25 protein-coding genes and 3 pseudogenes are annotated in these 25,357 nt (G+C 59.4%); 22 read left to right on the forward strand and 6 right to left on the reverse strand.

The window, feature by feature from the left end; genetic code table 11:
* The first annotated feature begins 474 nt into the window (after positions 1–474).
* Positions 475–1,192 (forward strand): annotated as a pseudogene (locus B0G77_RS01585) (transposase).
* A gap of 54 nt (positions 1,193–1,246) precedes the next feature.
* On the opposite strand, the gene B0G77_RS01590 reads toward B0G77_RS01585, so the two are convergent.
* Positions 1,247–1,432 carry a hypothetical protein gene (locus B0G77_RS01590; RefSeq protein WP_133660553.1) on the reverse strand — a complete coding sequence of 62 codons (186 nt, stop codon included), beginning with the start codon at positions 1,430–1,432 and terminating at the stop codon, positions 1,247–1,249.
* A gap of 1,527 nt (positions 1,433–2,959) precedes the next feature.
* On the opposite strand from B0G77_RS01590, the gene B0G77_RS01595 reads away from it, so the two are divergent.
* The 6 genes from B0G77_RS01595 to B0G77_RS01620 all read left to right on the forward strand — a co-directional run bounded on the left by B0G77_RS01595 (position 2,960) and on the right by B0G77_RS01620 (position 8,041).
* On the forward strand, positions 2,960–3,841 hold the full coding sequence (locus B0G77_RS01595) for an NmrA family NAD(P)-binding protein (RefSeq protein ID WP_133660554.1): 882 nt from the start codon (positions 2,960–2,962) through the stop codon (positions 3,839–3,841).
* Positions 3,842–3,872: 31 nt separating this feature from the next.
* Positions 3,873–4,247: a hypothetical protein gene (locus tag B0G77_RS01600; protein WP_133660555.1), complete on the forward strand. Its 375-nt coding sequence runs from the start codon at positions 3,873–3,875 to the stop codon at positions 4,245–4,247.
* Positions 4,248–4,316: 69 nt separating this feature from the next.
* Entirely contained in the window at positions 4,317–5,030 is a 714-nt protein-coding gene (locus B0G77_RS01605) for an SDR family oxidoreductase (protein ID WP_133663997.1), read from the forward strand.
* 167 nt (positions 5,031–5,197) lie between these two features.
* Positions 5,198–5,659, forward strand: a complete 462-nt coding sequence (locus B0G77_RS01610) for a MarR family transcriptional regulator (RefSeq protein ID WP_133660556.1) — start codon at positions 5,198–5,200, stop codon at positions 5,657–5,659.
* A gap of 275 nt (positions 5,660–5,934) precedes the next feature.
* A complete protein-coding gene (locus tag B0G77_RS01615) occupies positions 5,935–7,371 on the forward strand; it encodes an IS1182 family transposase (protein WP_133660557.1) in 1,437 nt (478 codons plus the stop codon).
* A gap of 277 nt (positions 7,372–7,648) precedes the next feature.
* Entirely contained in the window at positions 7,649–8,041 is a 393-nt protein-coding gene (locus B0G77_RS01620) for a DUF4304 domain-containing protein (protein ID WP_166656099.1), read from the forward strand.
* 161 nt (positions 8,042–8,202) lie between these two features.
* Here B0G77_RS01620 and B0G77_RS01625 read toward each other — a convergent pair whose 3' ends face one another.
* On the reverse strand, positions 8,203–8,574 hold the full coding sequence (locus tag B0G77_RS01625) for a YciI family protein (protein ID WP_133660558.1): 372 nt from the start codon (positions 8,572–8,574) through the stop codon (positions 8,203–8,205).
* 371 nt (positions 8,575–8,945) lie between these two features.
* Between B0G77_RS01625 and B0G77_RS01630 the strand changes: the two genes are divergently transcribed.
* From B0G77_RS01630 to B0G77_RS01670, 8 genes are all read left to right on the forward strand, one after another.
* Complete coding sequence (locus B0G77_RS01630) at positions 8,946–9,149, forward strand: hypothetical protein (RefSeq protein ID WP_133660559.1); 204 nt, start codon at positions 8,946–8,948, stop codon at positions 9,147–9,149.
* A 252-nt stretch (positions 9,150–9,401) separates the two neighbouring features.
* Entirely contained in the window at positions 9,402–9,680 is a 279-nt protein-coding gene (locus B0G77_RS01635) for a DUF2946 family protein (RefSeq protein WP_243751091.1), read from the forward strand.
* A 137-nt stretch (positions 9,681–9,817) separates the two neighbouring features.
* Positions 9,818–10,873, forward strand: coding sequence for a transporter (locus tag B0G77_RS01640; RefSeq protein ID WP_133660561.1), 1,056 nt, complete (start codon positions 9,818–9,820; stop codon positions 10,871–10,873).
* 118 nt (positions 10,874–10,991) lie between these two features.
* Positions 10,992–11,447, forward strand: coding sequence for a TlpA disulfide reductase family protein (locus tag B0G77_RS01645; protein WP_243750892.1), 456 nt, complete (start codon positions 10,992–10,994; stop codon positions 11,445–11,447).
* A gap of 60 nt (positions 11,448–11,507) precedes the next feature.
* Positions 11,508–12,284: a winged helix-turn-helix domain-containing protein gene (locus B0G77_RS01650; protein ID WP_133660563.1), complete on the forward strand. Its 777-nt coding sequence runs from the start codon at positions 11,508–11,510 to the stop codon at positions 12,282–12,284.
* A gap of 147 nt (positions 12,285–12,431) precedes the next feature.
* Positions 12,432–12,707: a hypothetical protein gene (locus B0G77_RS01655; protein ID WP_133660564.1), complete on the forward strand. Its 276-nt coding sequence runs from the start codon at positions 12,432–12,434 to the stop codon at positions 12,705–12,707.
* Positions 12,614–13,297 carry a transposase gene (locus B0G77_RS01660; RefSeq protein WP_243750893.1) on the forward strand — a complete coding sequence of 228 codons (684 nt, stop codon included), beginning with the start codon at positions 12,614–12,616 and terminating at the stop codon, positions 13,295–13,297. The genes B0G77_RS01655 and B0G77_RS01660 overlap by 94 nt, the downstream gene beginning before the upstream one ends.
* An 851-nt stretch (positions 13,298–14,148) precedes the next feature.
* On the forward strand, positions 14,149–14,544 hold the full coding sequence (locus B0G77_RS01670) for a transposase (protein ID WP_279571338.1): 396 nt from the start codon (positions 14,149–14,151) through the stop codon (positions 14,542–14,544).
* Between the two features lie 346 nt (positions 14,545–14,890).
* On the opposite strand, the gene B0G77_RS01675 is transcribed toward B0G77_RS01670, so the two are convergent.
* Positions 14,891–15,820 carry an H-NS family nucleoid-associated regulatory protein gene (locus B0G77_RS01675; protein WP_133660568.1) on the reverse strand — a complete coding sequence of 310 codons (930 nt, stop codon included), beginning with the start codon at positions 15,818–15,820 and terminating at the stop codon, positions 14,891–14,893.
* Between the two features lie 308 nt (positions 15,821–16,128).
* Here B0G77_RS01675 and B0G77_RS01680 point away from each other — a divergent pair, with 308 nt between their 5' ends.
* The 3 genes from B0G77_RS01680 to B0G77_RS01690 all read left to right on the forward strand — a co-directional run bounded on the left by B0G77_RS01680 (position 16,129) and on the right by B0G77_RS01690 (position 18,181).
* Positions 16,129–16,458 (forward strand): H-NS histone family protein, encoded by a 330-nt coding sequence (locus B0G77_RS01680; protein ID WP_133660569.1) that lies wholly within the window; start codon positions 16,129–16,131, stop codon positions 16,456–16,458.
* A gap of 460 nt (positions 16,459–16,918) precedes the next feature.
* Positions 16,919–17,557, forward strand: a complete 639-nt coding sequence (locus B0G77_RS01685) for a sel1 repeat family protein (protein WP_133660570.1) — start codon at positions 16,919–16,921, stop codon at positions 17,555–17,557.
* 489 nt (positions 17,558–18,046) lie between these two features.
* Positions 18,047–18,181 (forward strand): tyrosine-type recombinase/integrase, encoded by a 135-nt coding sequence (locus tag B0G77_RS01690; RefSeq protein ID WP_133660571.1) that lies wholly within the window; start codon positions 18,047–18,049, stop codon positions 18,179–18,181.
* 491 nt (positions 18,182–18,672) lie between these two features.
* Here the strand turns inward: B0G77_RS01690 and B0G77_RS01695 are convergent, their stop codons facing one another.
* Positions 18,673–19,134, reverse strand: coding sequence for a hypothetical protein (locus tag B0G77_RS01695; protein ID WP_133660572.1), 462 nt, complete (start codon positions 19,132–19,134; stop codon positions 18,673–18,675).
* Between the two features lie 11 nt (positions 19,135–19,145).
* Positions 19,146–19,916: a DUF2092 domain-containing protein gene (locus tag B0G77_RS01700; protein ID WP_133660573.1), complete on the reverse strand. Its 771-nt coding sequence runs from the start codon at positions 19,914–19,916 to the stop codon at positions 19,146–19,148.
* 415 nt (positions 19,917–20,331) lie between these two features.
* Here B0G77_RS01700 and B0G77_RS01705 point away from each other — a divergent pair, with 415 nt between their 5' ends.
* The 4 genes and pseudogenes from B0G77_RS01705 to B0G77_RS01725 all read left to right on the forward strand — a co-directional run bounded on the left by B0G77_RS01705 (position 20,332) and on the right by B0G77_RS01725 (position 24,458).
* Positions 20,332–20,919 (forward strand): recombinase family protein, encoded by a 588-nt coding sequence (locus B0G77_RS01705; RefSeq protein ID WP_166656100.1) that lies wholly within the window; start codon positions 20,332–20,334, stop codon positions 20,917–20,919.
* A gap of 390 nt (positions 20,920–21,309) precedes the next feature.
* Complete coding sequence (locus B0G77_RS01710; protein WP_133660575.1) at positions 21,310–21,525, forward strand: hypothetical protein; 216 nt, start codon at positions 21,310–21,312, stop codon at positions 21,523–21,525.
* Between the two features lie 241 nt (positions 21,526–21,766).
* A pseudogene (locus B0G77_RS43770) lies at positions 21,767–21,880 on the forward strand (ATP-binding protein); the annotation flags it as partial.
* A gap of 1,174 nt (positions 21,881–23,054) precedes the next feature.
* Positions 23,055–24,458: a PQQ-binding-like beta-propeller repeat protein gene (locus B0G77_RS01725; RefSeq protein ID WP_279571340.1), complete on the forward strand. Its 1,404-nt coding sequence runs from the start codon at positions 23,055–23,057 to the stop codon at positions 24,456–24,458.
* Here the strand turns inward: B0G77_RS01725 and B0G77_RS44035 are convergent.
* Positions 24,418–24,643: pseudogene (locus B0G77_RS44035) on the reverse strand (hypothetical protein). The gene B0G77_RS01725 and the pseudogene B0G77_RS44035 overlap by 41 nt on opposite strands.
* Positions 24,644–25,357 lie beyond the last annotated feature (714 nt).

Here is a 25,357-nt window from a genome sequence, read left to right on the forward strand (position 1 = left end):
TCATCAGTAATCAGCCACGACGCGAACTGGCGGTATCCCTAACACTCGGTCTTACGGACATTAGCCTCGACGACCGTCCCACGACGTGTCTTTGATCCGCTATACGACGGCCGGTCCTCCACGCTTCATCGTAATTCGCGTCGCTGGGATTTAACCGGTTCAGATGGGATGCGAATGGAGACTAGGGGCGCTTCGACCGCTGTACCGTCTTGCTGCCTGATGTATTGGTGCGGGATGACGCGCAGGCAGCGCGTCTGGAGGTGTATAGCGCGGCGCTGCTATTCAGTGGTGGCATAAAAGAGATGCTGGTTGCGATCGACAAATCAACGAAAAGAGCCCGGAAAAGCGGCCTGTTCGCGATGCAAACCCGCGCATATGACCGATAGAATTTCGTCCTATACCCACGTGACGCACCGCCACGCGTTTGATATCTGTCGGATCGCTTTCCCACATCGGATTTCCGGTTAATTCAGCATGACACGGCTTGCACGGCACTACGTCCCAGAACAACCGCAGCACGTTATCTTGCAGGGGCTCACGGGGCCCGCATTCCTGGACGAAGGAGACTACCTGTACTTCCTCGCCTGCCTGGCCGACGCAGCGCGCGTCGCCGATCTGGCAGTCCACGCGTGGGTACTCATGCCTGACGCGGTACAGTTCCTCGTCACGCCTTCATACGAGTCGAGCGTGGCCATGGCGATGCAAGCGGTCGGCCGCCGCTATATCGAGACCTTCAACCGCCGCCACGGACGCCGCGGTACGGTGTGGCGTGGCGGGTACTGCGCAACAGTGATTGAGCCCGACCGGTATTTCCTGCTCACGAGCCAGGCCATCGATCATGCGCCGGTGCGCAACCGCCTTGTCGCCGACCCGGGAAACTACCAGTGGTCGAGCTATACGCACCATATCGGGCTGCATGTCGATAGCTTCATCAAGGACCATCCACTCTACCGGGCGCTCGGCAATACGCCGTTCGAGCGCCACCAGGCTTACCGCGATTTGGGCGCACAGCCTCTTGACGAACGCGAGGTCAATAACCTGATGCAGTCGACGCTCAAGGGCTGGGTGCTCGGCAGCGCCGCGTATTGCGAGTGGGCGGCGCAGACAGCCAACCGGCGTTTGATGCCCCTGCTGCTGCGCGACCGGCCGCCCAAGGATTCGCACGACACGCGCCCTCGCACACGTGAGCTAACCAAAAGATAAACAAGCAAGGAGACCTTGCTTGTTTGAGAGGTTCTACGTCAGGTCAGAGCGTTTCAATCCGCTCGGCCGGTGCCGCGAAACCTCCCTGCCCACTGCGTTCATCGTCGAACGCAGTGGCCGCACTGGAATAGGCGGTCACGTCGACCGGTCTATCCTTTTGCCCGAGCGGAACTTGAATATCCTCATCCTCGGGGTAGAAGAGTTCATGGCAGTGAAGGCATTCCTGCATGGCCTACGTTTACCACCTGACGTAGGAGTCCGCATTGGACGGTCCGAAACGTTTACTTCGCTCTTTGAAGGGCCGTTTTGTAGTCTCAACCGGACACCTGAACGTCAATGCAAGTGATGTATTGAATGACGCATCATGGCCGATCCTGGCCTCATAGATCGCTTCGAAGATGGAGTCGAACTTCAACCGTGCGGGTGGCGCAGCCCGTGGCGGCGGAGCTGGTGGTGCCGGAGGTGCTCGCGGCGGCGGCCGGCGCTAGTTCGTCATACGAAGGGAAGCGATCCTAGCTGAATCAACATGCGATATGACCATTCCGGGCCCACCGCATGAGCGCTATTGACGCGCGTCACGGCTGGAGACTCCGTTTCCGTCCGGGAGGTGAGAGCGGCAACGCTGCCTGGCTCAAGAATGCTCGACGAGTTGTACAGGCAAATCCATTCGTGCTCGTCCGCATTCGACATGTCGGTTTCGAGCATCCACTGCACATCGCACTGACGACAGCGATACTTGCATACCTCGATCGGGCGACGACCCAGTGGACGCAGTCTCGTCACACAGTGTGATTTCAGCAACTGTGGATGGGGCGCAGGGGTGGCGCTCTGCAGCATTCTTTCGCACGCGTCGCAAGGCATGAGAGTCAGGCTCGCAGAAGAATGACGGGACAAATATAGCACTGCGGATGGCAAAGTTGGGCGGCGCGCGCGGCGCTTTTGATGACATGGCGACGTCGAACCAACTTTCAAAGTGGAAGCATCGGATGGACGCCTGCTCGGACCGTTGAAGCCGCGCTTGCGCCGGCAAGCCGCCGCGAATTGCACGTGCGCGATCGAGCCGCCGGGGCAGCGGAGCGCTGCTGATGTCTGCGGTGTCGATGCACATTGTTGACGATTCTGCGGTCCGTGTCGAAGGGCAACTTGTGGCCGATAGCACCAGTTCACTGAACGTTCTACACAGCGGGCGTGGGAATGTTTAGCGGCAGCATTCTGACCGTTTATGTGGATGCGTACTCTCGGCCATCTTCAGCCGGTCGCTCGCGCGCTCGGATGGGCACTCAAATGTCGGCTCTACGCATCACAGCGGCCCTTCCCCTATCGAGCTGACCAGTCGCATCATCGGCCTTTGGATCGCTAACACTGACCTGCGCTAACGACAATTTGCGGTTCGAGTATGGTGCGAATCTGGAATCTCTCCGTCCTCCTTGATTTCCAGCGCCCTCGCGACACCGCAGGGAATCACTTCGTCGAATCGAATGATCCCATCTTTTTTCAAGTCACGCGAATGCGCAACGTCTGGCCATCCTGGTAAGCAGAGGTGATCTCAACGCCTCCAGGCACTTCGTGTTGCACGGTACCCGGACAGCCCGTCGATCCGTCGCGGGCAATGCCGCCAGCCCGATAGAGCGTGCGTTCCTGGAGGCGCGAGATGCATCAAGCCCAGCGCGGACCAGAATGTCTTGACAATGAGAGCATATGCTCCTATATTTCCCACAAGAGAGCATATGCTCTCACTTTCGAATGGAGCGAAGCTATGAACGAGGCCGAAATTCTTGTGAGCGGTGCAACCGGACGGACGGGAGGTATCGCTATCGACGAACTGCTCAAGATGGGCAGACGGGTGCGGGCATATGTGCGCACAGATGACGATCGGGCGTCCGCCCTGAGGCAGCGCGGAGTCGACATTGCGGTCGGGGACTTCACCGACATCGATGACATCCGCGCAGCCATGGAAGGAATCCGATCGGCCTATTTTCTTCATCCGATCGCGCCGGGGATCATCGGGGCCGCGGCCTATTTCGCTCAGGCCGCCAAGGAAGCGGGCGTCACGGCGATCGTCAACATGTCGCAGATTTCCGCGCGCCGGGAGTCGACGAGCCACGCGGCACAGGATCACTGGGTTTCCGAACGGGTCTTTGATTGGTCCGGCGTTCCGACTACACATCTGCGGCCCACCTTCTTTGCCGATTGGCTCGTCTATCCGCATTTTGCGAAGGAGATCTGGGCCAGGAAGAAGATTGAATTTCCCTTTGGCAACGGCCGTCACGCCCCCATCGCCACCGATGATCAGGGGCGGGTCATCGCGCATGTCCTGGCCAACCCCGAAGGTCACGAGGGCAAGACCTACGCGCTCCATGGCCCCGTCGAGATGAACCATACCGAGATCGCCGCCGCGATGAGCGACGTTCTCGGCGCCCGGATCGAATACGCGCCGACTTCTATCGAGGAGTTCCGGATCAAGATGGAAACCCTTTACAAGTTTCCGCCGTTCCTCACGCAGCATCTGGTCGAGGTCGCGCAGCACTACCGCGACGGTATCTTTTCGGGCACCAACTATGCCATCGAGAAGATCACCGGAAAGCCGGCGCTTTCGGTCCAGCAGTTCGTCGCCAAGAATCGGGCCGCATTCGCATGAACACGTCCTTTAAGCGAATCGAGGTTTGAAAATGTCACACACACAAGATGAGCGTCACCCGTTTCTGGACGATCTGACGGATGACGCAGAGTTGGTCAGCTCAGTGTTGCGCGGTCCCGTGATCGGGCGCGACGAAATCCGGCTCGCCGTCAACGCGGTCGGAACCTTCTACGCCTCACAGTCGCCCACGTTTCTTCAGACTGTCGGCTCGCGGCTCTTTCTTGAATACGAGGCCGTTCTGACGAGCGGCGAGAACCTGAGCGCGGTCGTCGTCGTTGACCGCAACTCCGACGGATCGGTGCCGCGAGTCAGCGTGCGGATGAGCCCGCTTGGCGCCGTGCTGACGCTCGCCACCCATCTGCGGGAGGCGCTTTCGAAGCAGTTGCCGGAAAATTTTTTTCTTTGAACCGAGTGCCCGCAGGCCAGCGACGGAAGTTAAATCCCTCGGCATGCGGTTTTGGAAAAGGAGCTTGTCATGGATGTCAAAAACGCCACTGTCTTCATCACCGGTGCCAATCGCGGCCTGGGCCTGGCTTTCGCACGAGAGGCACGTCGGCGTGGGGCGGCGAAGATATACGCCGGCATGCGCAATACGAGTGATTTCAACGAGCCGGGCATTGTACCTGTCCGGATCGATGTCACGGATACGGCGTCGATCGCCGAGGCCGCGAAGCTGGCGGCGGATACGACTCTGCTGGTCAACAACGCAGGCATCGCCGCTCTGATCGACGGGCCTCTGGCGGCGGACGTCGAAGCGCAATCAACCCGCATGTTCGATACGAACTACTACGGCGTAGTGCGCGTCACGCAGGCCTTCGAGCAGATATTGGTGGCCAAGCCGCATGCCGCCATCATCAACGTGCTTTCCGACATCGTGTGGCTTCCGCGGCCCTATCTGACGCCCTATGCCGCGTCAAAGGCAGCAGCGTGGAGTTATACGAACCAGCTTCGCTTTCATCTACAGGAGCGTGGCATCCAGGTTCTCGGCCTGCACGTCGGGTTTGTGGATACTGACCTGACCAACGGCATTGACGTGCCTAAAGCCAGCCCGGAGGACGTTGTGCGACAGACGTATGACGCCCTCACCGCCGGCAAGAGCGAGATTATGGCCGACGAGGGGACAGCGGTGCTGAAGAGCACGCTTGCGGCTGAGGTACCGGGCTACATCACACCGCCGGCAGGGCTTTGAACACCGCAGATGACGAGAGTCGGCTTCGGGAGCGAGACATAGGCGCGCAGATCACTCTGACGCCAGCGCTTTCGGTGCTGGCTTTCATCGAAAGATACCGCGGTACCTTCGCGTGACGCAATGCGCGTTGCGTTCTGGCGATCAACCGAAATAAGGAGTGGAAAAAGATGTTGCCGGTCAACCAGCCGCTTGGAATCGATCAATGCAACTGCTTCGCCGTGAGGAAAGCGAGCAGGCAGATCTCCCGCCTCTACGATAGTTATCTTGAGCCCGCGGGCCTGCGCATCACGCAATTCCTCACCCTGGCGGCTCTAAATGAGGTGGGAAGTGCCGCAGTCAACTCCCTTGCCGAACGGCTCGATATCGAACGGACAGCTATGGGAAAAATGGTTGGCTTCCTGGAACGCGACGGCTTCGTCACGATCAAGCCGTCGCCCGCGGACGGCCGAAGCCGCCTTATAGAACTCACCGAGGAAGGACGGCGCCTGCACGAAAGAGCGGCCCCTCTCTGGCGGGAAGCGCAACAGAAGTTCGAGCAACTGAACGGTGTGGAAAATGTCACGGCGCTGCGGGAGGGACTGAGAGGGGTGGTCGTCGGCGACGTGACGATGCGTTCATCTGAAGACTGAGCCTTCAGATAAATGGCGACAACAGCACGAAATCGTGTCTGCCTCGGACGATACGACGGGTCACCGCTCATTCAGCTTCGAACGGATATAGAAGACCGTTCCCGGTCGGTTCGGCGTCGCCGTCGATTGCAAACGCCTACCCTTGGTCAAAGACCGTTGAACAACTTCAAGCGGCCATCCCGGTGCTGTATTGTCTAGTGACGGCTATGGGTCGAGGCTGTGTGAAAACGCGTTGATCGCCTATAGTTAGTCAACACGTTTTCCGATGGTGGCCCATGAAGCGATACATCGAAAGCGCGGCGCGAGAGCAAGTCGCGTTGCTGCCTGAGTCTCTCGACGATTACGTGGACGCCGAGAACCCCGTACGTGTGATTGACGTTTTTGTCGACGAGCTTGATCTGGTGAGTCTTGGCTTCGAGCGTGCCGCACCCGCTTTAACCGGTCGACCTGCATATCACCCATCGACCTTGCTTAAGCTGTACATCTATGGGTACCTGAACCGGCTTCAATCGAGTCGTCGTCTTGAGCGCGAAACACAGCGCAATCTCGAACTGATCTGGCTGACGGGCCAGTTGACCCCGGACTTCAAAACCATCGCTGACTTCCGCAAAGACAACGGCGATGCGATCCGCAAAGTCTGCCGGGAGTTTGTGATGCTTTGCCGGCAATTGAAACTGTTCTCAGATGCCACCGTTGCCATCGATGGAAGCAAGTTCAAAGCGGTCAACAACCGCGACAAGAACTTTACGGACCGCAAGCTCAAGGCTCGCATGGAACAACTCGAGCAAAGTATCGCCCGTTACATGGATGAACTGGATCGGGCCGATCGTGAGCCAGCGAGCCTCCCGGAGGGACGCGTCCCGCACCTGAAAGAAAAGATATTGAAGATCAGGGCGCAGATGCATAAACTCGGCGAGATCGAAACGCGGATGCGTGCAGCTCCAGACGGCCAGATCTCGCTAACTGACCCGGACGCGCGCTCAATGGCCACCAGCGGTCGTGGCACAGGAATGGTCGGCTATAACGTGCAGACTGCTGTAGATCTCAAGAACCACATGATCGTTGCGCATGAGGTCGTCAATGTCGGCCACGATCGTTCCCAGTTAGCCGCGATGGCCAAACTGGCGCGAGATGCGATTGGTGAAAATCAGCTAACTGCATTTGCTGATCGTGGATACTTCAAGAGTGAGGAAATTCTGCGATGCGAGCAGGACGGAATCAAGACGCTGGTCCCGAAGCCGCTGACCTCAAACAGCAAGGCTGAGGGTCGCTTTGATAAACGGGACTTTGTCTACATCGAGTCCGACGACGAGTATCGTTGCCCAGCTGGAGAGCGAGCCATCCGGCGCTTCACGACCGTTGAGGCCGGCCTGACGATTCATAAGTACTGGCCGTCAGCGTGTCCGAAATGCCAACTGAAACCGCAGTGCACGCCGAGTCCATACCGAAGAGTCACGCGGTGGGAGCACGAGAAGGTGCTTGAAAAAATGCAGCGCCGACTCGATCAGACGCCAGACGCCGCGAGACTGAGACGACAGACGGTCGAGCATCCGTTCGGAACGCTCAAGTTCTGGATGGGCTCTGTGCACTTTCTGACAAAGACCCTGCCACGTGTTCGAACCGAGATGAGCCTTCACGTATTAGCCTACAACCTCAAGCGAGCGATGAATATCCTGGGTACGAAGGCATTGATCGAGGCGATGAGGGCGTAAGAACGCCCGTTGCCGCGCTACCAATTGAAAAGCTGCGAAGTTGTTTCCTTCGATCGTGCTTTACCCCAGCTTCTCGCCGCTACACGCGGAGCGTTTCCACACAGCCTCGGTCGCGTGCTGCCGTCCGCGGAGCATCCGAGGATCACGCCGAGTATGTGAATCGCATGAGGCAGTGACCGGCCAGGAACGGTCAGTCGACATCACCGCCCGAATTGCTGACAATTGAGGTTGCGAAACAGGCGGCAACCTAGCTGCCTCATCCTGACGAGACAATCCGATGAGCCGTGACGAGATGAACAGCGCGTTGAAAGCGCGTTTTGTTCCCGCGCTTCGCCAGCTAGGGTTCAAAGGTTCTTTGCCTCATTTTCGACGACAACGAGATGGCCGGGTCGATCTGTTGACGGTGCAGTTCGATCGCCACGGAGGAGGCTTCGTCGTGGAGCTGTCTCAATGCGGTGTGGAGGGTATCACCACCCACTGGGGGAAATTCATTTCCGCAAGCACGGTCACGGCACACGATCTACATCCGAGTCAGCGCCATAGACTCGGGTCGCTTGGGCCGAATAATGACCACTGGTTTCGATTCGACGACGGCAATTCGCCGATGGCTGTCGCAGACACGCTATGCGCTCACATCGACGAGGCTGAGCGTTGGTGGGCAAGCCGCTAACGCCGCCTTTGCGGCGGCCATGACTGTTCGGTCGCCCACTGTCGAAGCCCGGGTGGCGATCTTCGGCCAGCAGCGGACATCGCCGCGATGACTCCCGACGCAGTGAAGGTGTCTGTGGTGAAAGGAACGCCAACGCCTTCCTGAGACAGGCGTCCAAATCCTCAACGCGCCAGATAGAAGTCTAAGGGGATAAGCTCCACGGCCCATCCGCCTTCTTCGCCCAGTGTGGCAGCGGGGTGCATGGACGCGATGCGTAACGCCTCGTCAACGCTGTCCGCCTCGATGATGAACAGGCCGCCCACGACTTCCTTCGACTCGGTGTAAGGCCCATCGGTGATGCGCGTCTCTCCAGTGCGCGGGCGAAGCGTTTTCCACTTGTCCAGATCGCCAAGGGAGGCGGAAATCAGAACCTTGCCGGTAGCGCGCATCTTCTCGTCCAATGCCGGACACTGGCTCACCAGTTCCTTGATTTCGTCTGGTGCCATCGCGGCGAATTTTTCGGGGGAGAAGTACGCCAGGCCGAGGTATTTCATGGGGGATCCTTTGAATGGGGTTCACTAACGACGAATCTGATGATCGGAAATCGACAATGTCCTAGCTTGTTTGTAGCAGGTCTCGCCAGCCTGTCCGCTTTGGGTCCCTCGTGCCCGACATAGGCAGATGGATGGGGAGAGACTTTAAGATTCGAGAGGACCGGGTGCGGCCAAGAGCGGCCTTCCAATACCTCGACTCAATTTCGCAACAATCTGGGGCGTAGTTCGTTTACGATCTGCGCCTTCAGAGCGGAAGGACGTACCGCGGTTTCCACCCCCCGTCTTTGTAGGATGTTTACCCATCGGATTGGTTCAGAGCGCGTGACATAGTGGTTGCAACACTCTGGCAGTTCCAGGATTTCGAGACGGTCATGCTCAGCCTTTTGCATCGGCAGACTGACATCAATTTTAGATTGCTTGCAATCCTTACGGTGACGCTGGTGCCGGCGGCCTCGCAAACCCTCTCGACCCATCAAGGGTCGGCCGCGATCCCGGATGCATTCTGTTCGGCGCAAATCGCCCGTGATACAACGTCCCCCGACAAGGCGTCGTTGCCTTTGAAGGCGGCCCGCTGACACGCAGCGCGTAGGACGGACTGAATCAGGCTGAATCAGGCTTTTGTGCCGAGCACTACCTGCTCGCGCGCATTTCCAGTTGCCCGGAAGTGGAGTGTTATAAAGAAAATTCTGTGCCGGCGAACTATCCCAAGGATAGAATCACGGAAATTTTTGACCATCATGAAGATTCGCGCCCGCATCCACTCTGTCGCATGGCTTGGCCTCATCGCCATGTGGCTTGTGGTTTTCGCGCCGCTCGTGAGTCAACTGATGCTCGCGGCCCGCGCCGATGGGCCGTTCGGTGCCATTTGTTCGGTCGTTGATAGCGACGCTTCCGTGGCTGCACATCATGCATCCACGGACAAGCTCGCGGCATGCGGGTACTGCGATCTCCTCGCGCATCACGTACCGGCTCCGGGCGTCCCTCCGGCTGGCCTTCTAGCAAACATTTTGCTGGCGGATACGCAGGTATCGATGCCGCCCGCGTTTGTCCCCCACGCCGCCTCGTTTCCATCTGGCCGGCCTCGCGATCCTCCCGTCCTTTCCTAGTCTTCGTTTTCGCCGACCGCCGCTTCAGCCTGCTCCGTGATCAGGCCGTCGCCGCTGTCTGTCGTCTCAGGAAAACATGCGCGTTCTTCCACCCGACGAGGGGGATGGCGCGCATCCGTATCAAGCGGAGGAACTCCATGTCAACCAACCAGAACGCCCTGCTGCGCTACGCGCTGCCATGGGCCGTCAGTATCTTGCCCGCTGCGGCACACGCATGCGCTACTTGCGGCTGCTCGCTGAGCACCGATGCCGCAATGGGCTATTCCGCCGCCCCGGGCTGGCGAATCAATGTCGAATACGACTTTATCAACCAGAACCAGCTACGCAGCGGCACCCGTTCGGTGCCGAACACGCAGCCCGCCGGTATCAACGACGCCGGCGGTAGCCAGGAGGTTGAGCGTCAGACGATTAACCGATACATCAATCTGGGCATCAGCTACAGCCCCAGCGCCAGCTGGAATTTCAGTGCTCTTATTCCTTACATTTACCGTAGTCATACCACCTACGGCAACGCGACGACTGACCAGCTCACCCCAGATAATGTGAGCGGCGCGACCAGTAAAGGGCTGGGGGACATTAAACTCATCGCCAGCTATCAGGGATTTCTGCCTACTCATAACCTTGGTTTGCAGCTGGGCGTAAAGTTGCCCACGGGTCGTTACGGTGGTCAGAATGTCAACACCGGCGCAACCGTCGGACACAACCCGGTGTTCTTTTCGAACGGGCCCAACGCAAGCGCCGGCCAGGCGCTCGACACGAGCCTGCAACCCGGCACCGGCAGCACGGACCTGATCGTTGGCGCCTACTATTACCAAGCGATTAGCCAGAACTTCGACGCGTTCATTAACGGCCAGTTTCAGTCTGCAATCGCGGAAAATCTCGATCATCCCGGCGCAACTTATCGCCCTGGGAATCTGGCCAGCGTGAGCGTTGGCCTGCGCTATGAGGCCAACCCGAAGTGGGTTCCGCAACTACAGATCAACTTCACCCGTAAAAGCCATGACCAGGGGGACCTCGCCGACACCGCGAATACAGCAGGCACGGTGGTTTATCTCAGCCCGGGCATCACGGTAAATGTATGGAAGAATCTGGAAGTTTACGCCTTTGTGCAGCGCGCGATATACAGCAAACTTGACGGATATCAGCTGTTTCCACGCTGGACCGGCAACGTGGGGATGAGCTATGCGTTCTAAGCCACCACGGCCGTCAACGGCTCGCACCGGTGTAGCACCCTCAGCGCTATCTACTCGCCGCGCGTGGTTGCGCGCTGCACTCGCGTTCTCGTTGGGTGCAGGGACATCTGGCTGGTCTATGGCGACCCGCGCGTCCACGCTCGCTGTTGGTCATCCGGCTCCGCCACTGGTCCTGCACACCCTTGATGGACACAGCATCAGCACAGCTGATCTGCTGGGTAAAGTGGTTATCCTTACGTTCTGGGCTACCTGGTGCGAGCCCTGTCGTGATGAGCTGCCTCTTTTGTCCGACTACGCCGCGCGCCACGCAGGCCAAGGACTACAAGTTTTGGGGTTCAGTCTGGACGGAGCGGATGATTTACTCGCGGTACGCCAGGTTGCCGATGGCTTGAGTTTTCCGGTAGGGCTGCTGGGCAGCGCCTGGGCGGGCGACTATGGGCGGATGTGGCGCATTCCGGTGAGCTTTACCATCGACCGGGCGGGCGTCCTGGTTGACAACGGGTGGGACGACAAATATCCCGTTTGGACGTCCGAACGACTGCAACGCATTGTCACGCCACTGCTGAGACAATAGATGCTAAATGGCGGACGGTGATCACGATGACCGTCCGCTTACGAGCAGATTGGATGGCTGGTGTGGGTCGACAAACGCCAGTGGCGCTCTGGTGATCTTAGTTTAAGAGCTGGTTGCGATGACGAAGGAAATGCGCTCGGTAGCTGTGTCGTTGCCGGCTTCCTGGGCAAGAAGGTCACGCCGCAATTGGCGCAGGAGATCGGCTCGCGGCTGTCCACCCGCATCGAGGGACGCTGCATCAAGCACCATATGGGCGTTGCCAGCGTCAAGGTTTACGACAAGTTCTCCCATGTGTTGCGGATAGAAACCACCATCAACGACGTGAGCTTCTTCAAACACCACCGCAAGGTGGACCACAGGAATGGCCAAAGCACCTACGAACTCGCAGCGTTGAGGAAAACCATCTACAGCCTGTTCGACCTGCGCGAGATCATGCTGGGCTGCAACCAGCGCTACCTCGCGTTTTTGTCGAGTCTGGATGACCCCAGCGCAGGTGAGCGCGACCTTCAACGTTTGAGCCAGTCCCGCGTGGGCAGTAATGAGCGCAGGGTCAAAGGACTCAACTTCTTCAACGGCGGCGAGCAAGCACTGCTGCGTGCCTTGCAGCGCGGCGAGTTCAACGTGCATGGCCTGCGCCGTGCCGATCTGGCCAGGCATGTGGACATGAGCGCCCCGGTGCTGTCCCGACAGCTCTCGCGACTGCGCACACTCGGCTTGATCAAGAAGGTGGCCCATACCTACCGCTACTACCTCACGCGTCTGGGCCGTGCCGCCATCGCTGCTGCCTGTTCTCTCACCCGTTTCAACATCGTTCCAATTCTGGCCGCAGCACACTGAAGTCTTCTCACAAATCGCGAAGACTTAACTTTTTAGGGGTCTTCGCGGAAAAGTGTGATGGTTTTTCATGATGAAAATGTCGGAGAGCCAATCTGGGCAAGGGTTTGCGCGTCTTGATGGCCTCTCGAAATCGGGCATGATTTCGCGATGGCTACTTCACGCAAACTCAAGCGTCTTTCCGACGCATACCGGTTCGACGGGTTCCGGCCTTGCGAAGCGCTGCGCGGTGTCTTCGGTGATCGCATGGCACGCGTCGTCACGCTGTTTCGGCGCTCAAAAAAACGGCCTGCAAGGGATGTGGTCGGCGGTGCTCAATCCACGATCGCAGGGTGCGTCGCGTTCGAGATCTGCCGAACGGCGATGTACGGATTTACCTGGAACTCGAAGCTCGTCGGGTCCGCTGTCGATGCGATGGCAGCGTGAAAGGCGAACGACTGAGCTTTCTGGCGGACAACCCTCACTACACGAGGCGCTTCGCGTGGTATGTCGGTCGCCGCTGTCGCGACAGCACGATCAAGGACGTGGCTGACGAACTGAAATTGCACTGGCGTACGGTCAAGGACCTCGAGATGCAGTACATGCGGGCACAAGTGGAGCGGTTCGGCACGCCCGGGCCGAAGGTCATCGGCATCGACGAGATTTCGATTGGCAAGGGACAGACGTACCGCATTGTTGTGAGCGACCTGATACGGGGCCGTGCGATCTGGTTCGGTGGCGAAGATCGAAAGGAGGCCAGCATGCATCAGTTCTATGACTGGCTGGGCGAGAAAAAGGCCCGCGGAATCCGGCTTGTCGTGATGGACATGTGGCGGCCGTTTTACAACGTCGCACAGGAACGCGTGCCGCATGCGGCCATCCTGTACGACAAATTCCACGTCATAAAGCAGCTCAACGAAGCCCTGGATGAAGTACGCAAGAGCGAATACGCTCGCCTGCAAGGCGAGCAGCGGCGCTACATCAAAGGCCAGAGTGCGACACGTGTTGCTGCCCGCAACGTGTCGAGTTTCATGTAGTACAGGGCAGCAAAGCTCGTTTCTGTCTTGTCACGCACAGTAGTCTGACGTGCCGTGACCTGCTGTACGGCCAGCAGTTGCCTACTTGGACAGGCGCGGCGGGTAACTACCGGGTCTGAAGCTCCAAGGACAATGTACTCGTCGAAAGACACCACGGCTCGGTGACGATACGTGATGACGCTGCGAGCCGCAATGCGGCGTAGAGGCTAGGCAAGTTCCGCATGTGCAACATATGTGAATCGTTGATAAACCTCGTGATTGATGATGGGCCGAAGCGGCCAATAGGCCCAAACCAAAAGGTACGCAGCGGGTTGCTCCTCTTTTGGCTGGGGGTACGCCGTCATAACGCTGCCGGGGAATAGACGAGCGCTTAACGGACAGGCCCAGTTGTATTGGGTCGGCAGGAACGGGAACGTGGTAAGCCCGACTCACCGCCAAGCTCGCGGAATATTGCGAGACGGCAGGCAAACCGCAAGGGGCGCTGTTGGTGGAGCGGGTAAGAGAACGCGGAGAACGCGAATGGCAGGCTGTAATGGCTTGCATAGGGGTTCGAACTTTGCCCTGACCCGAAAGGGTGCAGACTTCCGCGAGGTGTGGCTGTCGTGAGCCCGTATTCGAAGTCCGACGCAGGGAAGCTTGGAAGAGACTGCCTCGTTGCAGTTCAGCGCCCTCATCTCAGCGATGGGACGGACCAACAATATGAAGTTAGCGAAGGACTTGTGCTGTCTGGCAAGGCCGGCATTGAGTGACGGTGCTTTAGCCATGCGCGAGCCCATTGCGGTGAAAGTCGCTTGATGGGTTCTTTGGGGAGGGGGCGGCGGGAATGCCGTCTCCTTACCCGCTAGTACGTTCTGCTCAGTCATCGCGAGAACCTGTCGATGGAAGGCAGGAACTCGTTGAAGACGCTTCTCGCAGCGAACCGACGTCTGAATACCGCGTACCTGCTCAAGGAGTCGTTCGGGCAGTTGTGGGACTACAAGCGCGAAGGCTGGGCACGTCGCTTCTTCGAGAACTGGAAATCCAGCTTGAAGTGGCAGCGTTTGAAGCCCTACGAGAAGTTTGCCGCGATGGTAGAGCGTCATTGGGACGGGATTGCTTCCTATTGCAAGCCAGAAAACAAGGTGCCGCTCGGATTCGTTGAGGGACTCAACAACAAGGTTCGGGTTATCCAGCGACGCGCGTACGGATTGCGAGATGAGGAATATCTGCGCCTGAAGATCCTCACTTGCATGCTGCCTCGAATCTGAAAAATGGCGATTTTTCATCACACTTTCCGCGAAGATCCCTTTTTAGTTACTAAACAGTATCAGACGTTGCGCTCCGCCGGGGTGGCCGACTGCTTCACGCCCTGAGGCAGTCCGTCAAGGTTTTTTGAGCGGGAAGTTGGTTTCCGGCACGCGGTTCGTAAGGAACGAGCAGGCGAGGCGGGCGATCTTGTCCGTCGTCGAAGGCAGCTCAGCCCACATCGAAGAAGACGTCATGTGCCCCCCTGGCGAGTTGCTCACCGTCAGCACACCTCCCGGCCAGCTTAACATTCTGGCGTTGCCGCTCACGAGCGACGACCGGATAACCGCCGCTCGTCTGCAAGCCCCTTTACGCGGTTGCTTCCAGGGCCGCCGTTTCCGGGGCCACGACGACATCAGGCGTTGCGACCACCGTTTTGGCAACTGCCTTCTTCGCTGGCGCTTTCTTGACCACCACCTTCTTTATAGCAGGCGACGTAGCCTTCCTGGCAACAAGCTTCTTCCCCGCAGGAGCCAAATTCTTTGTCGCTGGCGCCTTTTTAGCCGTGGCATTCTTGGTGGCGACCACCTGCTTCGCTGCCGGAACTTTCTTCGCGACCACCTTGTTGTCCGCAGTTTTCTTCGTAATAGCACCGTTCTTGCCGGCGGCGTTTGACTTGCTCGCCTTGTTCACAGCACCGGTTTCTGTCGTGACCGCGCTGGCGCCTTCAATCAAAAACCTGGTGCGGTCTTTGACGGCAGCCAGCCACGCAGGCGCCGGACCACGTCCGCTCCAGGTCGCCCCGCTTTTCGGGTCGCAATATTTGGCCGGCTGCGGGCCTTTGCGCTGCCCCGAGTGAGCGCCTCCGCTACCGACTGCAGCTGAGTTCTTGACTGTAGTCTTGGTCTTGCTTGCAGTAACCACATTCGCTGGGACTACAGGGGCAGCATCGCCTGCAATCAGGAACCTGGTTCGGTCCTTCACGTCCTTAATCCATACCGGGGGACGCGCGTGCCCACTCCACGTTGCGCCAGTCTTGGGGTCACGATATTTTGGCGGCAGGCCGCCCTTTGCCGTGGCAGTGGCCTTCGCCTTTCCATTAGCAGCGCTGGCACCCGGCTTGCGCCCACGCTTCTGTGCGCCACCGACGTGCGCATCAATATCTGCCGTGGTCAGGCCATGCTTATCCATCAGAGCTCTGATGTTTGCAAGAACGGCCGAGGATTGCTTTGCAATCAGTGCTTCGGCCCGCGACTGCAGCTTCTTCATCTTTGCCTCGATTTGTTCGAGTGTTGCCATTTGGACTCCCTTTGTTGTTGATTAACCGACCGCACTATGCCACGTGCATGCATACTAGCGCTATAAGTTCATAGGGTTCCGAAGGTTCTGTAACAATCCAAACGCGCGAATATGCCGTCGAAGAGCCGGCGTCCTGATTTTTCAGTCGGAAAGGCCGCATGCGCCTACCCCCGCGAATCCGCATGATGCGGCAACCTGCCACGGGCGCAACGCCCCGATTTTATGGGCGCGGTGCATGCGCAGGGCAACTCACAACAATCGTCGTTCGAAAGAAGGTCGAGCAATTGTTTTAGGAAGGGAATGATTCAATGGACGAAAGAAAGCGAGATAGCATGGTTGCTTATCTCCGTCGCCGTATGCAGGAATTTGGCATCAATGCGGCCGACCTGGCGTCAGCGATTGCGAGCGACCGATCAACGCAGACAGAAGCGCGCTACCGCAGTGCGGCCGGAGACACGTGGAACGGGGAAGGTGAGATGCCGCAATGGCTACAGCAAGCGATTAGCGCCGGACAATCCGTCGAACACTTCAAAGTATCCTCAGGCGGGGAGCCGCCGCGGAAGAATCGAGAAAAGGTCGACTGGCGAGACGACCCTTTTGCAGGCAGTCCGCTGGCCCGGGTGCAGCGCCAACCGTGACCTGCATCGATACCTTCTGTCAACACGCCACGGCCTTCGGCATAAGTAACAGCCGGACTGTTCCGACGTACACCATACGTGACTGCGTTCTGGCTTGGTAGCGGCAGCCTTGTCCAATGGCAAAGGAGTCTGGACGGGGCGGCGTGATTCCAATGGCAAAGCGACTATCTGGATATTACCCATTTCAACATTCGGCAGGGATTCGTCGCTATCGCCCGCTAGTTTGAGAAGGTCGGCACTTGCAATAAGCTTGCGCCTTCGTTCTCGTGGAAGACCGTACCTTCTTACGCGTCCGAATGCACGTATCTACAAGCTATTGAGCAACGAGATGTCGCACGTCGCCTTCGCATTGCCACACTCCAAGCACCCCGAGCAGTGATGCACCGAGCACGCGGACGCCAAGTCACAACTGCGGTGAGGTATCATCGTCCGTATCACTCACCACAGGATGCAAAATCTCATGGCTGTAGATTCCAGCTGGTTGGGCCAAATTGAACGCGAGTGGGCGCAACTTCGCCAGTGCGACGCGGCACTCGACGTGGAAAAGTTCTTCCGGCACGTTGTGTCAGCAAACAAGGTTGGATTTCTTTCACTCGAATCTATTGCGGCGATTGCGAATGGCCTGCTTACAAGCCCGCTGTCGGGCGCGCCCTATCTCGGCCGTCAACTACTTGAACGGGTTGGCCCTGACCGACACCCTGCCCTGCGCGTGGCACTCGCGCTGTCCCTGCTCACAGAAACCGGTGGGCCAGTTGACTACGAGCTCGGCCACTCGATACTGGGCGATGTCATCAAAGACGATTCAGCTAGTGCCCCGTTGCGGGGCATGGCGACTGCGGCGCTCGCCGACAGTGCGCGCCTCGCACGTGGCCTGGACCTCGACCTCGAACTGGCCAAAGAGATGTACGCCACAGCGCTGGAACTGGGCCACCGTGCGGCCGCCCACAACCTTGGCCTGTACTGGGAGGGACGCTGGGATGGAAGTGCTCCGGGCGACATCGTTCCAGACAACACGAAAGCGCTGCAGGCCTACAAAAGCGGCGGTTCGAACGCAAAATGCACCGCCCGTCTGGACGCATTGCGGGGCCGCCAGCGATAAACCACGCCAATCGCTCCCAGGGAGCCCGCTGCTTAGATTGGCTCACGCGCAGTAATACGGAGAAGAGACCGTGAAATTCGTTGGGTGCGGTTTGGTAATGATGGCGCTCGCATCTTCCGCGTTCGCAGGCGAGCGCTATAAGAGGTTTGGATTCCGCCCGAAGCGCAAGGCGAGATGCACTACGGCCGAACCGCTCAGAGGCACTTAAAACGCAAACAAGCCGGGACTCATCTCGTAAGGACACGGACGCGTCATCCGGCAGCTACCACGAAGCTGGCTGCAAAATCGCGCACAACCCATGACGGCACGCGACGCATTGCTCCCGACATGTCTGATATTCCGAGGCAATTAGCTCCGGAAGGAAACGTGCTGCGCGTTGGCACCGGCGACTCGCGTGCTGAGGTCGACCGCTGATGGAATCCGGGAGCTACGATGGATATCGCATCTGGCGTCAAGCAATAGGGGTCGTCTCGCGGATTCCGGCCCTCGATGGCGCTCGAGCATGACGCCGACATTGCGAAGGTACAGGAGTGGCTGGGGCACGCGAACATCGCGACGACGCGGATCTACGACCGCCGCCGCAGCCGTCCGGAGGATTCGCCGACGTTCAAGGTGGCGTACTAGGGACACCTCAGGGACGAGCGATATACACGTCAGCGTGCGCAAGACGTGCTATTTGAATGTCACCGATCGGCCATGAAGGGACGCTCGCTGGACGGCGACAAACGGCTGAAACTCGACGCATTTCGGCCACTCGACGCCGTTGCGTTCAGGGCAGAGGCCCGCGTCGGCCCGGTCACCGAGCACGCTTCGCTGGTGCTCAAGGGCAGCTACACTGTGCCGCCGCCAGTGGGCAAGTCGAAGTCATTGGACTGCGGCAGCCGGCCCCCTTCGTCACCGGCTGGCTCGACGGGCAGGACGGTTCCCGGGCAGTGCAGGCCTTCCGGGTGCTTCTCTCGCGGCACCGCTTGTCCAAGTGGTGCTTTTTCCTCATTCCGTCATCCGTGCAAGGGCGCACGATGGATCAGAGCGCGATACTTTCACCGCGAGGGCGTGCGCGGCCGCCTGGGTGCCGCATAGGAGCAGGATCGTGAGCCACCGGACCTCTAGCGGTATCAATATGGCGGATTGACGACGGTATACTGCGATCCCTGCGGCGCATACCAGGTGCCACCGCATTGCTGATAGACCATGCCGCCGTAGTTGACTGGAACGCAATTGGGCGGCACCGTGGCTACCATCGAGCCGACGGCGGCAGCCGTCACGGCCACCGTGGTTCCGACCACTGCCGCGGCCGCGACCGGATGATCCCATCCGCCGCAACGGCCCGTGCAGTCCACGTTCACGTTGACATTTCTCTCTGCGTTGACGTTGTTGACGCTGGTGCTGCGCACGTCGTTCGTGCGCGCATCGGCCCTGCTGTTGTTGACCTGCGCGCCTTGCCCGGCGCGCGCACCGGCTGCTGCACCACCCCCACCCCCGCGGCGCTGCGCTTCCGCGATGGGTGCCATGACGAAGCTCGCCACAATGACGGCAGCCGCCGAGGCCAGAACCAGTTTGCCAATTAACGTTTTCATGTCGGGCTCCTCTACTTTGCCTTGCGCTCGACGATCTCGATCTTCTTCGCCCCCTGGGGTGGGGTGAACTTGAAGATCGAGTCCTCGAACGCCGGCTTCAGGTTCCAGCTGATCACGGAGACCGACTGCGGACGTGCTTCGTCGGCGCGGTTCGTAATCGCGACCTTGCGCGGCAGCGGCTGGTCTCCGTTTTTGATCCAGATCTGCCAGTCGATGCTGCCCTGACGGAAGGCGTAGTGGTCGCAAAGATCCTTCCCGATGAAATCCTGGCCGGCGTTCATCGCCGAATCGATCTTGTCGAGCGGAGCGCTGGGCGTACCCCAGCGGAAGAGGTCTTCAAGCGGCAGCTCCACGCCGTACTTTTCCTCGAGCCTTTCGATCAGGTCTCCGATCGAGCCGGCGAATTCGACGGTCGAATAGAATTTCTGCGCGGGCGTATAGAGCGTCACCGTCTTGCCGTTGAAGACAAGCTGACGATCGGCGCGGGCGCTGGAAATCCAGGCGTGCAGCTTCGAGGGGCGTACCACGTCCAGCTCCGCCCTGGCGGTATGCTGAAGCTTCTGGCCATCCTTTAGAACCTGCTCACCCGTGAGTTCGGTGGACACACTGAAGCGCTTGAGCTTCTGCAGGTAGGAGCCCATGTCCCTGAGGGCTTGGACAGATGCCGGATCGACGGCGTTCGCTGCCGGCTTGGAGCCAGCTGACGGCGGGGTCTGTGCGTAGGTACCTGCTGAAGCGAATGACACCGCCAGCAGGCCGAGCGCGAGTACTTTTCGTTGCATGGTTACCTCCGCGTCGCGAAAGGATGCTCGGAGCAATGGCTTCGATCGGGGTCCGCGAGTTGTCCTCCGAATCATGCCGTGGGGCTATTGAACCTTGGTGCCAGGGAGCGGCGGCATAATGCAGCGTCAAAGCCCCCCTCCCCATAAATGATAGGAAATGGCCTCAGGGCTTTCCCGCCGGCCGCATTCTGTCAAATTCCTGACAGCTTGATGTCCATCGCCCGGGACACCGACTCCGTGTACCAGTTTAGTCAACAATCAGAGAGTCATTGGCCGCTCGACGCAGCCGTTGACCCCGCACAAGGCCTAATTGCACCATGGCCACCAAGTCTCTTCATCGGAGACCAGTGAGCTGGAAGCCCGGGCATCAGCTCACCAAGCGCACGATCACCGCGCCCCAGGTGGTGAGCAGGATGTGGCCGATCGCCACCGCGGCATTCACATCATCGGTGTCTCCGACGGCTACGACACCAACTCGTGCGCCGGGCGCAAGCTGCTACGCAGAGTCCGGGGACTGATTTGCGAAACCTACCTGGACGACTTGCGCGCCAAGACCCATCGCGGCTTGATCGGGCAGATCAAGCTCGGCTATCACGTCGGTGGTCTGTCGTATGGCTATTGCTCGGTCATTGCCGGTCTGAACGCGCGCGGCGAGCCGATCGGGCATCGCCTCGAAGTTGACGACGCACAAGCCGAGATTGTGCGCGAGATCTTCAGGCACTACGCGTTGGGGGAATCCTGTCAGCGGATCGCTGCAGAGCTCGACGCGCGTGGCGTCCGCGGGCCACGTGGAGGAACCTGGTGCGTATCGGCGCTTTATGGTTCGCCAGCGAAGGGCGCCGGTGTGTTGAACAACGAGCACTACGTCGGGCGCTACGTATGGAATCGCTCAAAGTGGATCAAGAACCCCGATACGGGAAAGCGCGAGCGATTCATTCGGCCGGAGAGTGAATGGCAGTCGGTCGCGCGCCCTGAGCTATGCATCCTCGATGATGACCTTTAGCACGCAGTGCACCAGCGCATGGCCTCATCCCGGCGCGCGGGAGGTCGACGAGGGCGCGGCGGCGTCCCGACGACTCTCCTGGGTGGCATCATCCGCTGCGGTTCTTGTGGCGGTTCGGTGGTCAAGATAAAGCACGCACGTACGGATGCGCCGCGCACAAGGACCGTGGTCCTGCAGTTTGCGAAGGTGTCGATGCGAGCTAAGCATACGTAGATCGGCACCTGCAGCGCGACATTGAGCGGCTCACCGATGCTGTCGCGCAGATGGGACTGTCGAGCGAACTTGCCGAACGGTTGCGCCAAGCGGAAGCCACGTGACGCGCCAAAACGCGCAAGGACGCGCGCGGCGGTAACGCCGGTACCTGCGGTGGTCCGAGCGCAGGTACGCGCGTTGGTGACCGGCCTGGACGTCGCGCTGCGTTCGGATCTTGCCCGCGCCCGGGACGCGTTGCGGGCCTTGCTCGGTGACGTGCAGCTGATCGAGGAAAACGGCGCGGTGTACGCCGAATGCGACAACGCCGCCGAAAGGCTACCGCTGGCCGACGGCGGCATGTCGATGGGTCGGGTCGCGGGGGTAGGATTTGAACCTACGACCTTCGGGTTATGAGTCCGGCGAGCTGCCAGACCGGTCCATCACGCTGCACGGAGTGTACTGATGCTACCGATCGCAGCGTTGCATGCGATCGTCTCGTATCGGCAGGAAAGCGGACCGGCGCCAATGCTGACTGAGTGGCTCGAACGGGTCGATAGCGCCTGTTCGACTTCCCTGTAACCGGTCGTTCAAAGAGAGTGAACTGGATGGATGCTCGAACGGCCGACGACCCGACGACCCGGTAGTCGAACCCAACGTCGCCGACGCGATCCTTGACCGGCTGGTGCACGACGCTCATCGCATCACGCTCGCGGACGAATCGCTGCGCAAGACGCGCAGTCGATTGACCGCAAAGCCGCAGTCCGAGTAAAAAGGTAAAGGTCCCGCGTCGCTGCGCCCCGTTTGTTTGCGATGGCGTGGAATCCTTGTTCGCTTTGCCGTGGAATCACGATTCTTTGCCCTGGAATGGCCGTTCTCTTTGTGGAATACGCCGCCTTCCGCGCGCCGGACGTGTTTCCGACCGAAAAGGAAGCGATCGCATACGCGAAGCAGTTCGCCGAGGACTGGCTCGCGCGCAAGGCGTAGCCTCGACCCATGAAACTCCGAATTCAGCCATGCGCTGCGTGCGCGGATCTTCACGGTAGGCCGGCTAGCGTTGCGCCGCATGACGATTTGGGGGTGAGAGCTCCCAGTGTTCTCGACGACCCGGTAGTCGAGTTGCGCTATGCATGCACGCAGTGCGGGGGCGTCTTCGCGTGCATTCTTGCCGGGCCGCCAGAGAAACAGATTTGGATGTTGTTGAACGCCGGCCAGCATTGAGGCTGGGCTGTCCTTCCCGAAAAACCATGGCATGCGCGTGAACGCGCAGGAGATCTCAGAGCAGACCGAGATTTAGCGCCGCCGTTACCGGCCGCACGCCACGTCAGTTCGATAGGGCTCGCGCGGCCGCTATCTCGCCTGATGTCCTGCGAGTACTACCGGCCATGAAGCGTCGTTAGCTTGCAACGGCACCAGGACATTCGGGCGTCCGATCAGCCCAGACACCGGACTTTTATCAGCCGCCACGCCGATCGATCATGAAAAAGCCTGGACGGCAGTGGCGGTTGATCCGACTAATCCTCAAAGCCTTTACCATCGACCTGTCCGAGGAAATTAGACCACTACACCACTCCAGCAGGAAAGATCAGGCGATCCGCCAGGGAGCAGACCGCAAATATGACAAGGACATGAATTTAGCACGACTCCGCCGAACCCCCTTGCTTTTAGTCGAGTCCCTTGCCTTAAATGTAGAGGCGTCGGCGTGACCTTCATGGGCAGTGCGATCAGCGTGGACAACCATGAAGCGATTCGATTGCCGTTCAGCCTCACTGTATCGGGAGAACAATCATGCGGATCTGGATAGTTGCCGTTCTTCTCGCTCTGATTGTGCCGGCCACTACGTACGGCGAACGCGAAGGTAAAGACGACTGGCCGATGTACGGTCGGAATCTGGAGCACACCTTCAGCATCCGGACTCCCGTATCAATCCCAGGAACGTTGCAAACCTGCAAGAGGTATGGACCTTCCGTACTGGGGACGCCGTCACTGCATCACCTACCGTCGTCGATGGCGTGATCTACATCGGCTCGTGGGACGGCTTCTTCTATGCGCTCGATGCGCACTCCGGAGCGATGCGCTGGAAGTTCCAGGTCGACTGCCAGAACACACTGATACCCGTCCCACCACAATGCCTCGCGTCCGGGCAGCAACCGCCCCCGCGTTTTTTTAGTCAAGGTGGACTGATCACTTCGTCCGCGGCCGTGATTGCGGGCAAAGTCTATTTTGCTGCTGGCAAGACTCTCTATAGTTTGAATGCGAAGGACGGGTCGTTGCGCTGGAAGCGTGTCGTTTGCGGTAACCCGGACGAGCCGGCTTGCGCCTCCGATGCAAAGGATCCGTCGCAAATCTACTCATCTCCTGCCGTCTTCGAAGGCATGGTCTTCGTTGGCTGGACGCCCGGCGCCAATCACTACCGCGGGGGGTTTGCGGCATTCGATAGCGAGACCGGCGCAATGCGGTGGCGCTTCGAGGTCGACCCGATATTGGGCGCTAACGGGCAGCCGCTATTGGTGAACGGACATGTCGCGGGTGGGCAAAATCGTGGCTGTGGCAGCGTTTGGTCGTCTGCGGCGATCGACGTTGATCGCCACCTCGTCTTCTTCGGAACCGGCGACTGCAACAATGCTGCAACCGCGCCATATCATGAGGCCGTCATCGCCTTGGATAGCCGTACGGGGCAACTCGTTTGGGCATTTCGACCTCGCGTGAGCGATCCCAAGCTCTGCGACTTCGACTTCGGCGCCTCGCCTAATCTCATTCAGACCGACCAAGGCCAGTACGTGGGCGTAGGCCAAAAGGACGGGACGTATTACCTGCTTGAGCGTCTTACGCGTAACCCCGGTGGCAAGCTTGTGTGGGCGAGGAACGTCGTCTTCGGCGGAAACGCGGGGGGCTTCTATGGCGGTGCAGCTATTGGCGAATCTCGAATCTTCAGCGCAACAGGGATTGGTGACGGTAATGTGTACACGCAGACCGGGCTTTGCGATCCACAGAATCCTCGCGATACGTTCATCCAGGAACCGACCATGCACGCCCTTGACCTGGGTGGAGGCGGTGTTCTTTGGCAGCAGTCCATGGACCCGGGCTTCGCGCCTACTGCACTTGCTGACGGCGTCGTCTTCAATGGCACCGTTGGACTCTTGCAGCCACCCGCGTTGAATGCCTACGACTCGCGAACTGGCGCATTGCTGATGAGCTTCCCGATGAAGCCTCCTGGATCGGTCGATTCCGGAGCCACGCCGGTTGGCGACATGGTGTTCGTTGGTTCTGGGTACACGAACGATGGTACGGGCGGTGGTGTGCACGCATTCAGGCTGCTCGAGCGGTCTTCGAGCGCGGCATTGCGTTGAGGCGGTCCGGCGTCCGTGAGACGGGCGCTCGCCCGACCGACTGCGGATTCTCGCTGCACAACGTGACGGAGCTGACGTCGCCGACGGCGGCCTGCTTCTTTCTCAGCGAATCGGCGAACGCGAGCGCTCGCTCTTGCCAGCACATCGTTGCCGAAACGCTCGAAGCGAGCCCTTCCGTTCGACAACCTGTCTTCGAGCCAATACGATGTTCTTGCTGCTGTTGGTCGAGCTCGTAAGAGAGGCGAAGCCGGCGCGGCCCGCGCACTCTGACCGGAACAGCTACTCTACGGCGCCGGACGTTTGAACGTAGCGTCCGCCAACGCGGTAACTCGACACTGTCTGTGGGACGTGATGCATAACGACCACAATCCGAAAACTTGCCGGCGGCTACATGCGCGCGCACGTCCGCTGCATCCGGGAAGCTGCCATTAAGGTGGCACGATCTTCAGCGGCCGGAGTGGGGTCGACTTCTGCCTTACGCGGACCGACTTATACATACGAGGTCGCAGTCTCGTCTGTCGGGATGGCCAACACACGGTCAGCCATGGCAAATTTTGGCCGAGCACCGCACGCGTGAACATCGCCTCATAGGACGCCGGTCAGATTAGCTCCGCCCTGCAAATTCACCGGTGGATGCAAAACCGAGCGGATTTTTTGGCGGTGTAGGTCGGTCGCAGGAACTTTGTCCCCTAGTCGCACAACTGTGCCGCTAATTCCGAGTCCCGGATTATCCCGAGTAGCTATTACAGCGGAGCAAAGTCCCGGGAAATCTCGGGGGTAAGGGCTGCTTGCGACTCGGCATAATCGGAGGCTCTTCGGGGACGCTAAGAGTCCCATCATCGGGCAGATGGCGACTCTGTCGAACGCCGGTGCTACGGTCCTCGCTAGGACTTCTGCGG

This window comes from Paraburkholderia sp. BL10I2N1, from assembly GCF_004361815.1.
Classification (GTDB): domain Bacteria; phylum Pseudomonadota; class Gammaproteobacteria; order Burkholderiales; family Burkholderiaceae; genus Paraburkholderia.

What these genes read in the sequence shown, in the direction of transcription:
- B0G77_RS01635 (WP_243751091.1), top strand. Translation starts at nt 9,402, where the DNA reads ATGCTCGCGGCCCGCGCCGATGGGCCGTTCGGTGCCATTTGTTCGGTC.
- B0G77_RS01700 (WP_133660573.1), bottom strand. Translation starts at nt 19,916, where the DNA reads ATGCAACGAAAAGTACTCGCGCTCGGCCTGCTGGCGGTGTCATTCGCT.
- B0G77_RS01685 (WP_133660570.1), top strand. Translation starts at nt 16,919, where the DNA reads ATGGCTGTAGATTCCAGCTGGTTGGGCCAAATTGAACGCGAGTGGGCG.
- B0G77_RS01680 (WP_133660569.1), top strand. Translation starts at nt 16,129, where the DNA reads ATGGACGAAAGAAAGCGAGATAGCATGGTTGCTTATCTCCGTCGCCGT.
- B0G77_RS01690 (WP_133660571.1), top strand. Translation starts at nt 18,047, where the DNA reads ATGGCGCTCGAGCATGACGCCGACATTGCGAAGGTACAGGAGTGGCTG.
- B0G77_RS01605 (WP_133663997.1), top strand. Translation starts at nt 4,317, where the DNA reads ATGGATGTCAAAAACGCCACTGTCTTCATCACCGGTGCCAATCGCGGC.
- B0G77_RS01695 (WP_133660572.1), bottom strand. Translation starts at nt 19,134, where the DNA reads ATGAAAACGTTAATTGGCAAACTGGTTCTGGCCTCGGCGGCTGCCGTC.
- B0G77_RS01625 (WP_133660558.1), bottom strand. Translation starts at nt 8,574, where the DNA reads ATGAAATACCTCGGCCTGGCGTACTTCTCCCCCGAAAAATTCGCCGCG.
- B0G77_RS01610 (WP_133660556.1), top strand. Translation starts at nt 5,198, where the DNA reads ATGTTGCCGGTCAACCAGCCGCTTGGAATCGATCAATGCAACTGCTTC.
- B0G77_RS01600 (WP_133660555.1), top strand. Translation starts at nt 3,873, where the DNA reads ATGTCACACACACAAGATGAGCGTCACCCGTTTCTGGACGATCTGACG.
- B0G77_RS01675 (WP_133660568.1), bottom strand. Translation starts at nt 15,820, where the DNA reads ATGGCAACACTCGAACAAATCGAGGCAAAGATGAAGAAGCTGCAGTCG.
- B0G77_RS01595 (WP_133660554.1), top strand. Translation starts at nt 2,960, where the DNA reads ATGAACGAGGCCGAAATTCTTGTGAGCGGTGCAACCGGACGGACGGGA.
- B0G77_RS01655 (WP_133660564.1), top strand. Translation starts at nt 12,432, where the DNA reads ATGGCTACTTCACGCAAACTCAAGCGTCTTTCCGACGCATACCGGTTC.
- B0G77_RS01590 (WP_133660553.1), bottom strand. Translation starts at nt 1,432, where the DNA reads ATGCAGGAATGCCTTCACTGCCATGAACTCTTCTACCCCGAGGATGAG.
- B0G77_RS01630 (WP_133660559.1), top strand. Translation starts at nt 8,946, where the DNA reads ATGCTCAGCCTTTTGCATCGGCAGACTGACATCAATTTTAGATTGCTT.
- B0G77_RS01640 (WP_133660561.1), top strand. Translation starts at nt 9,818, where the DNA reads ATGTCAACCAACCAGAACGCCCTGCTGCGCTACGCGCTGCCATGGGCC.
- B0G77_RS01615 (WP_133660557.1), top strand. Translation starts at nt 5,935, where the DNA reads ATGAAGCGATACATCGAAAGCGCGGCGCGAGAGCAAGTCGCGTTGCTG.
- B0G77_RS01645 (WP_243750892.1), top strand. Translation starts at nt 10,992, where the DNA reads ATGGCGACCCGCGCGTCCACGCTCGCTGTTGGTCATCCGGCTCCGCCA.
- B0G77_RS01620 (WP_166656099.1), top strand. Translation starts at nt 7,649, where the DNA reads ATGAGCCGTGACGAGATGAACAGCGCGTTGAAAGCGCGTTTTGTTCCC.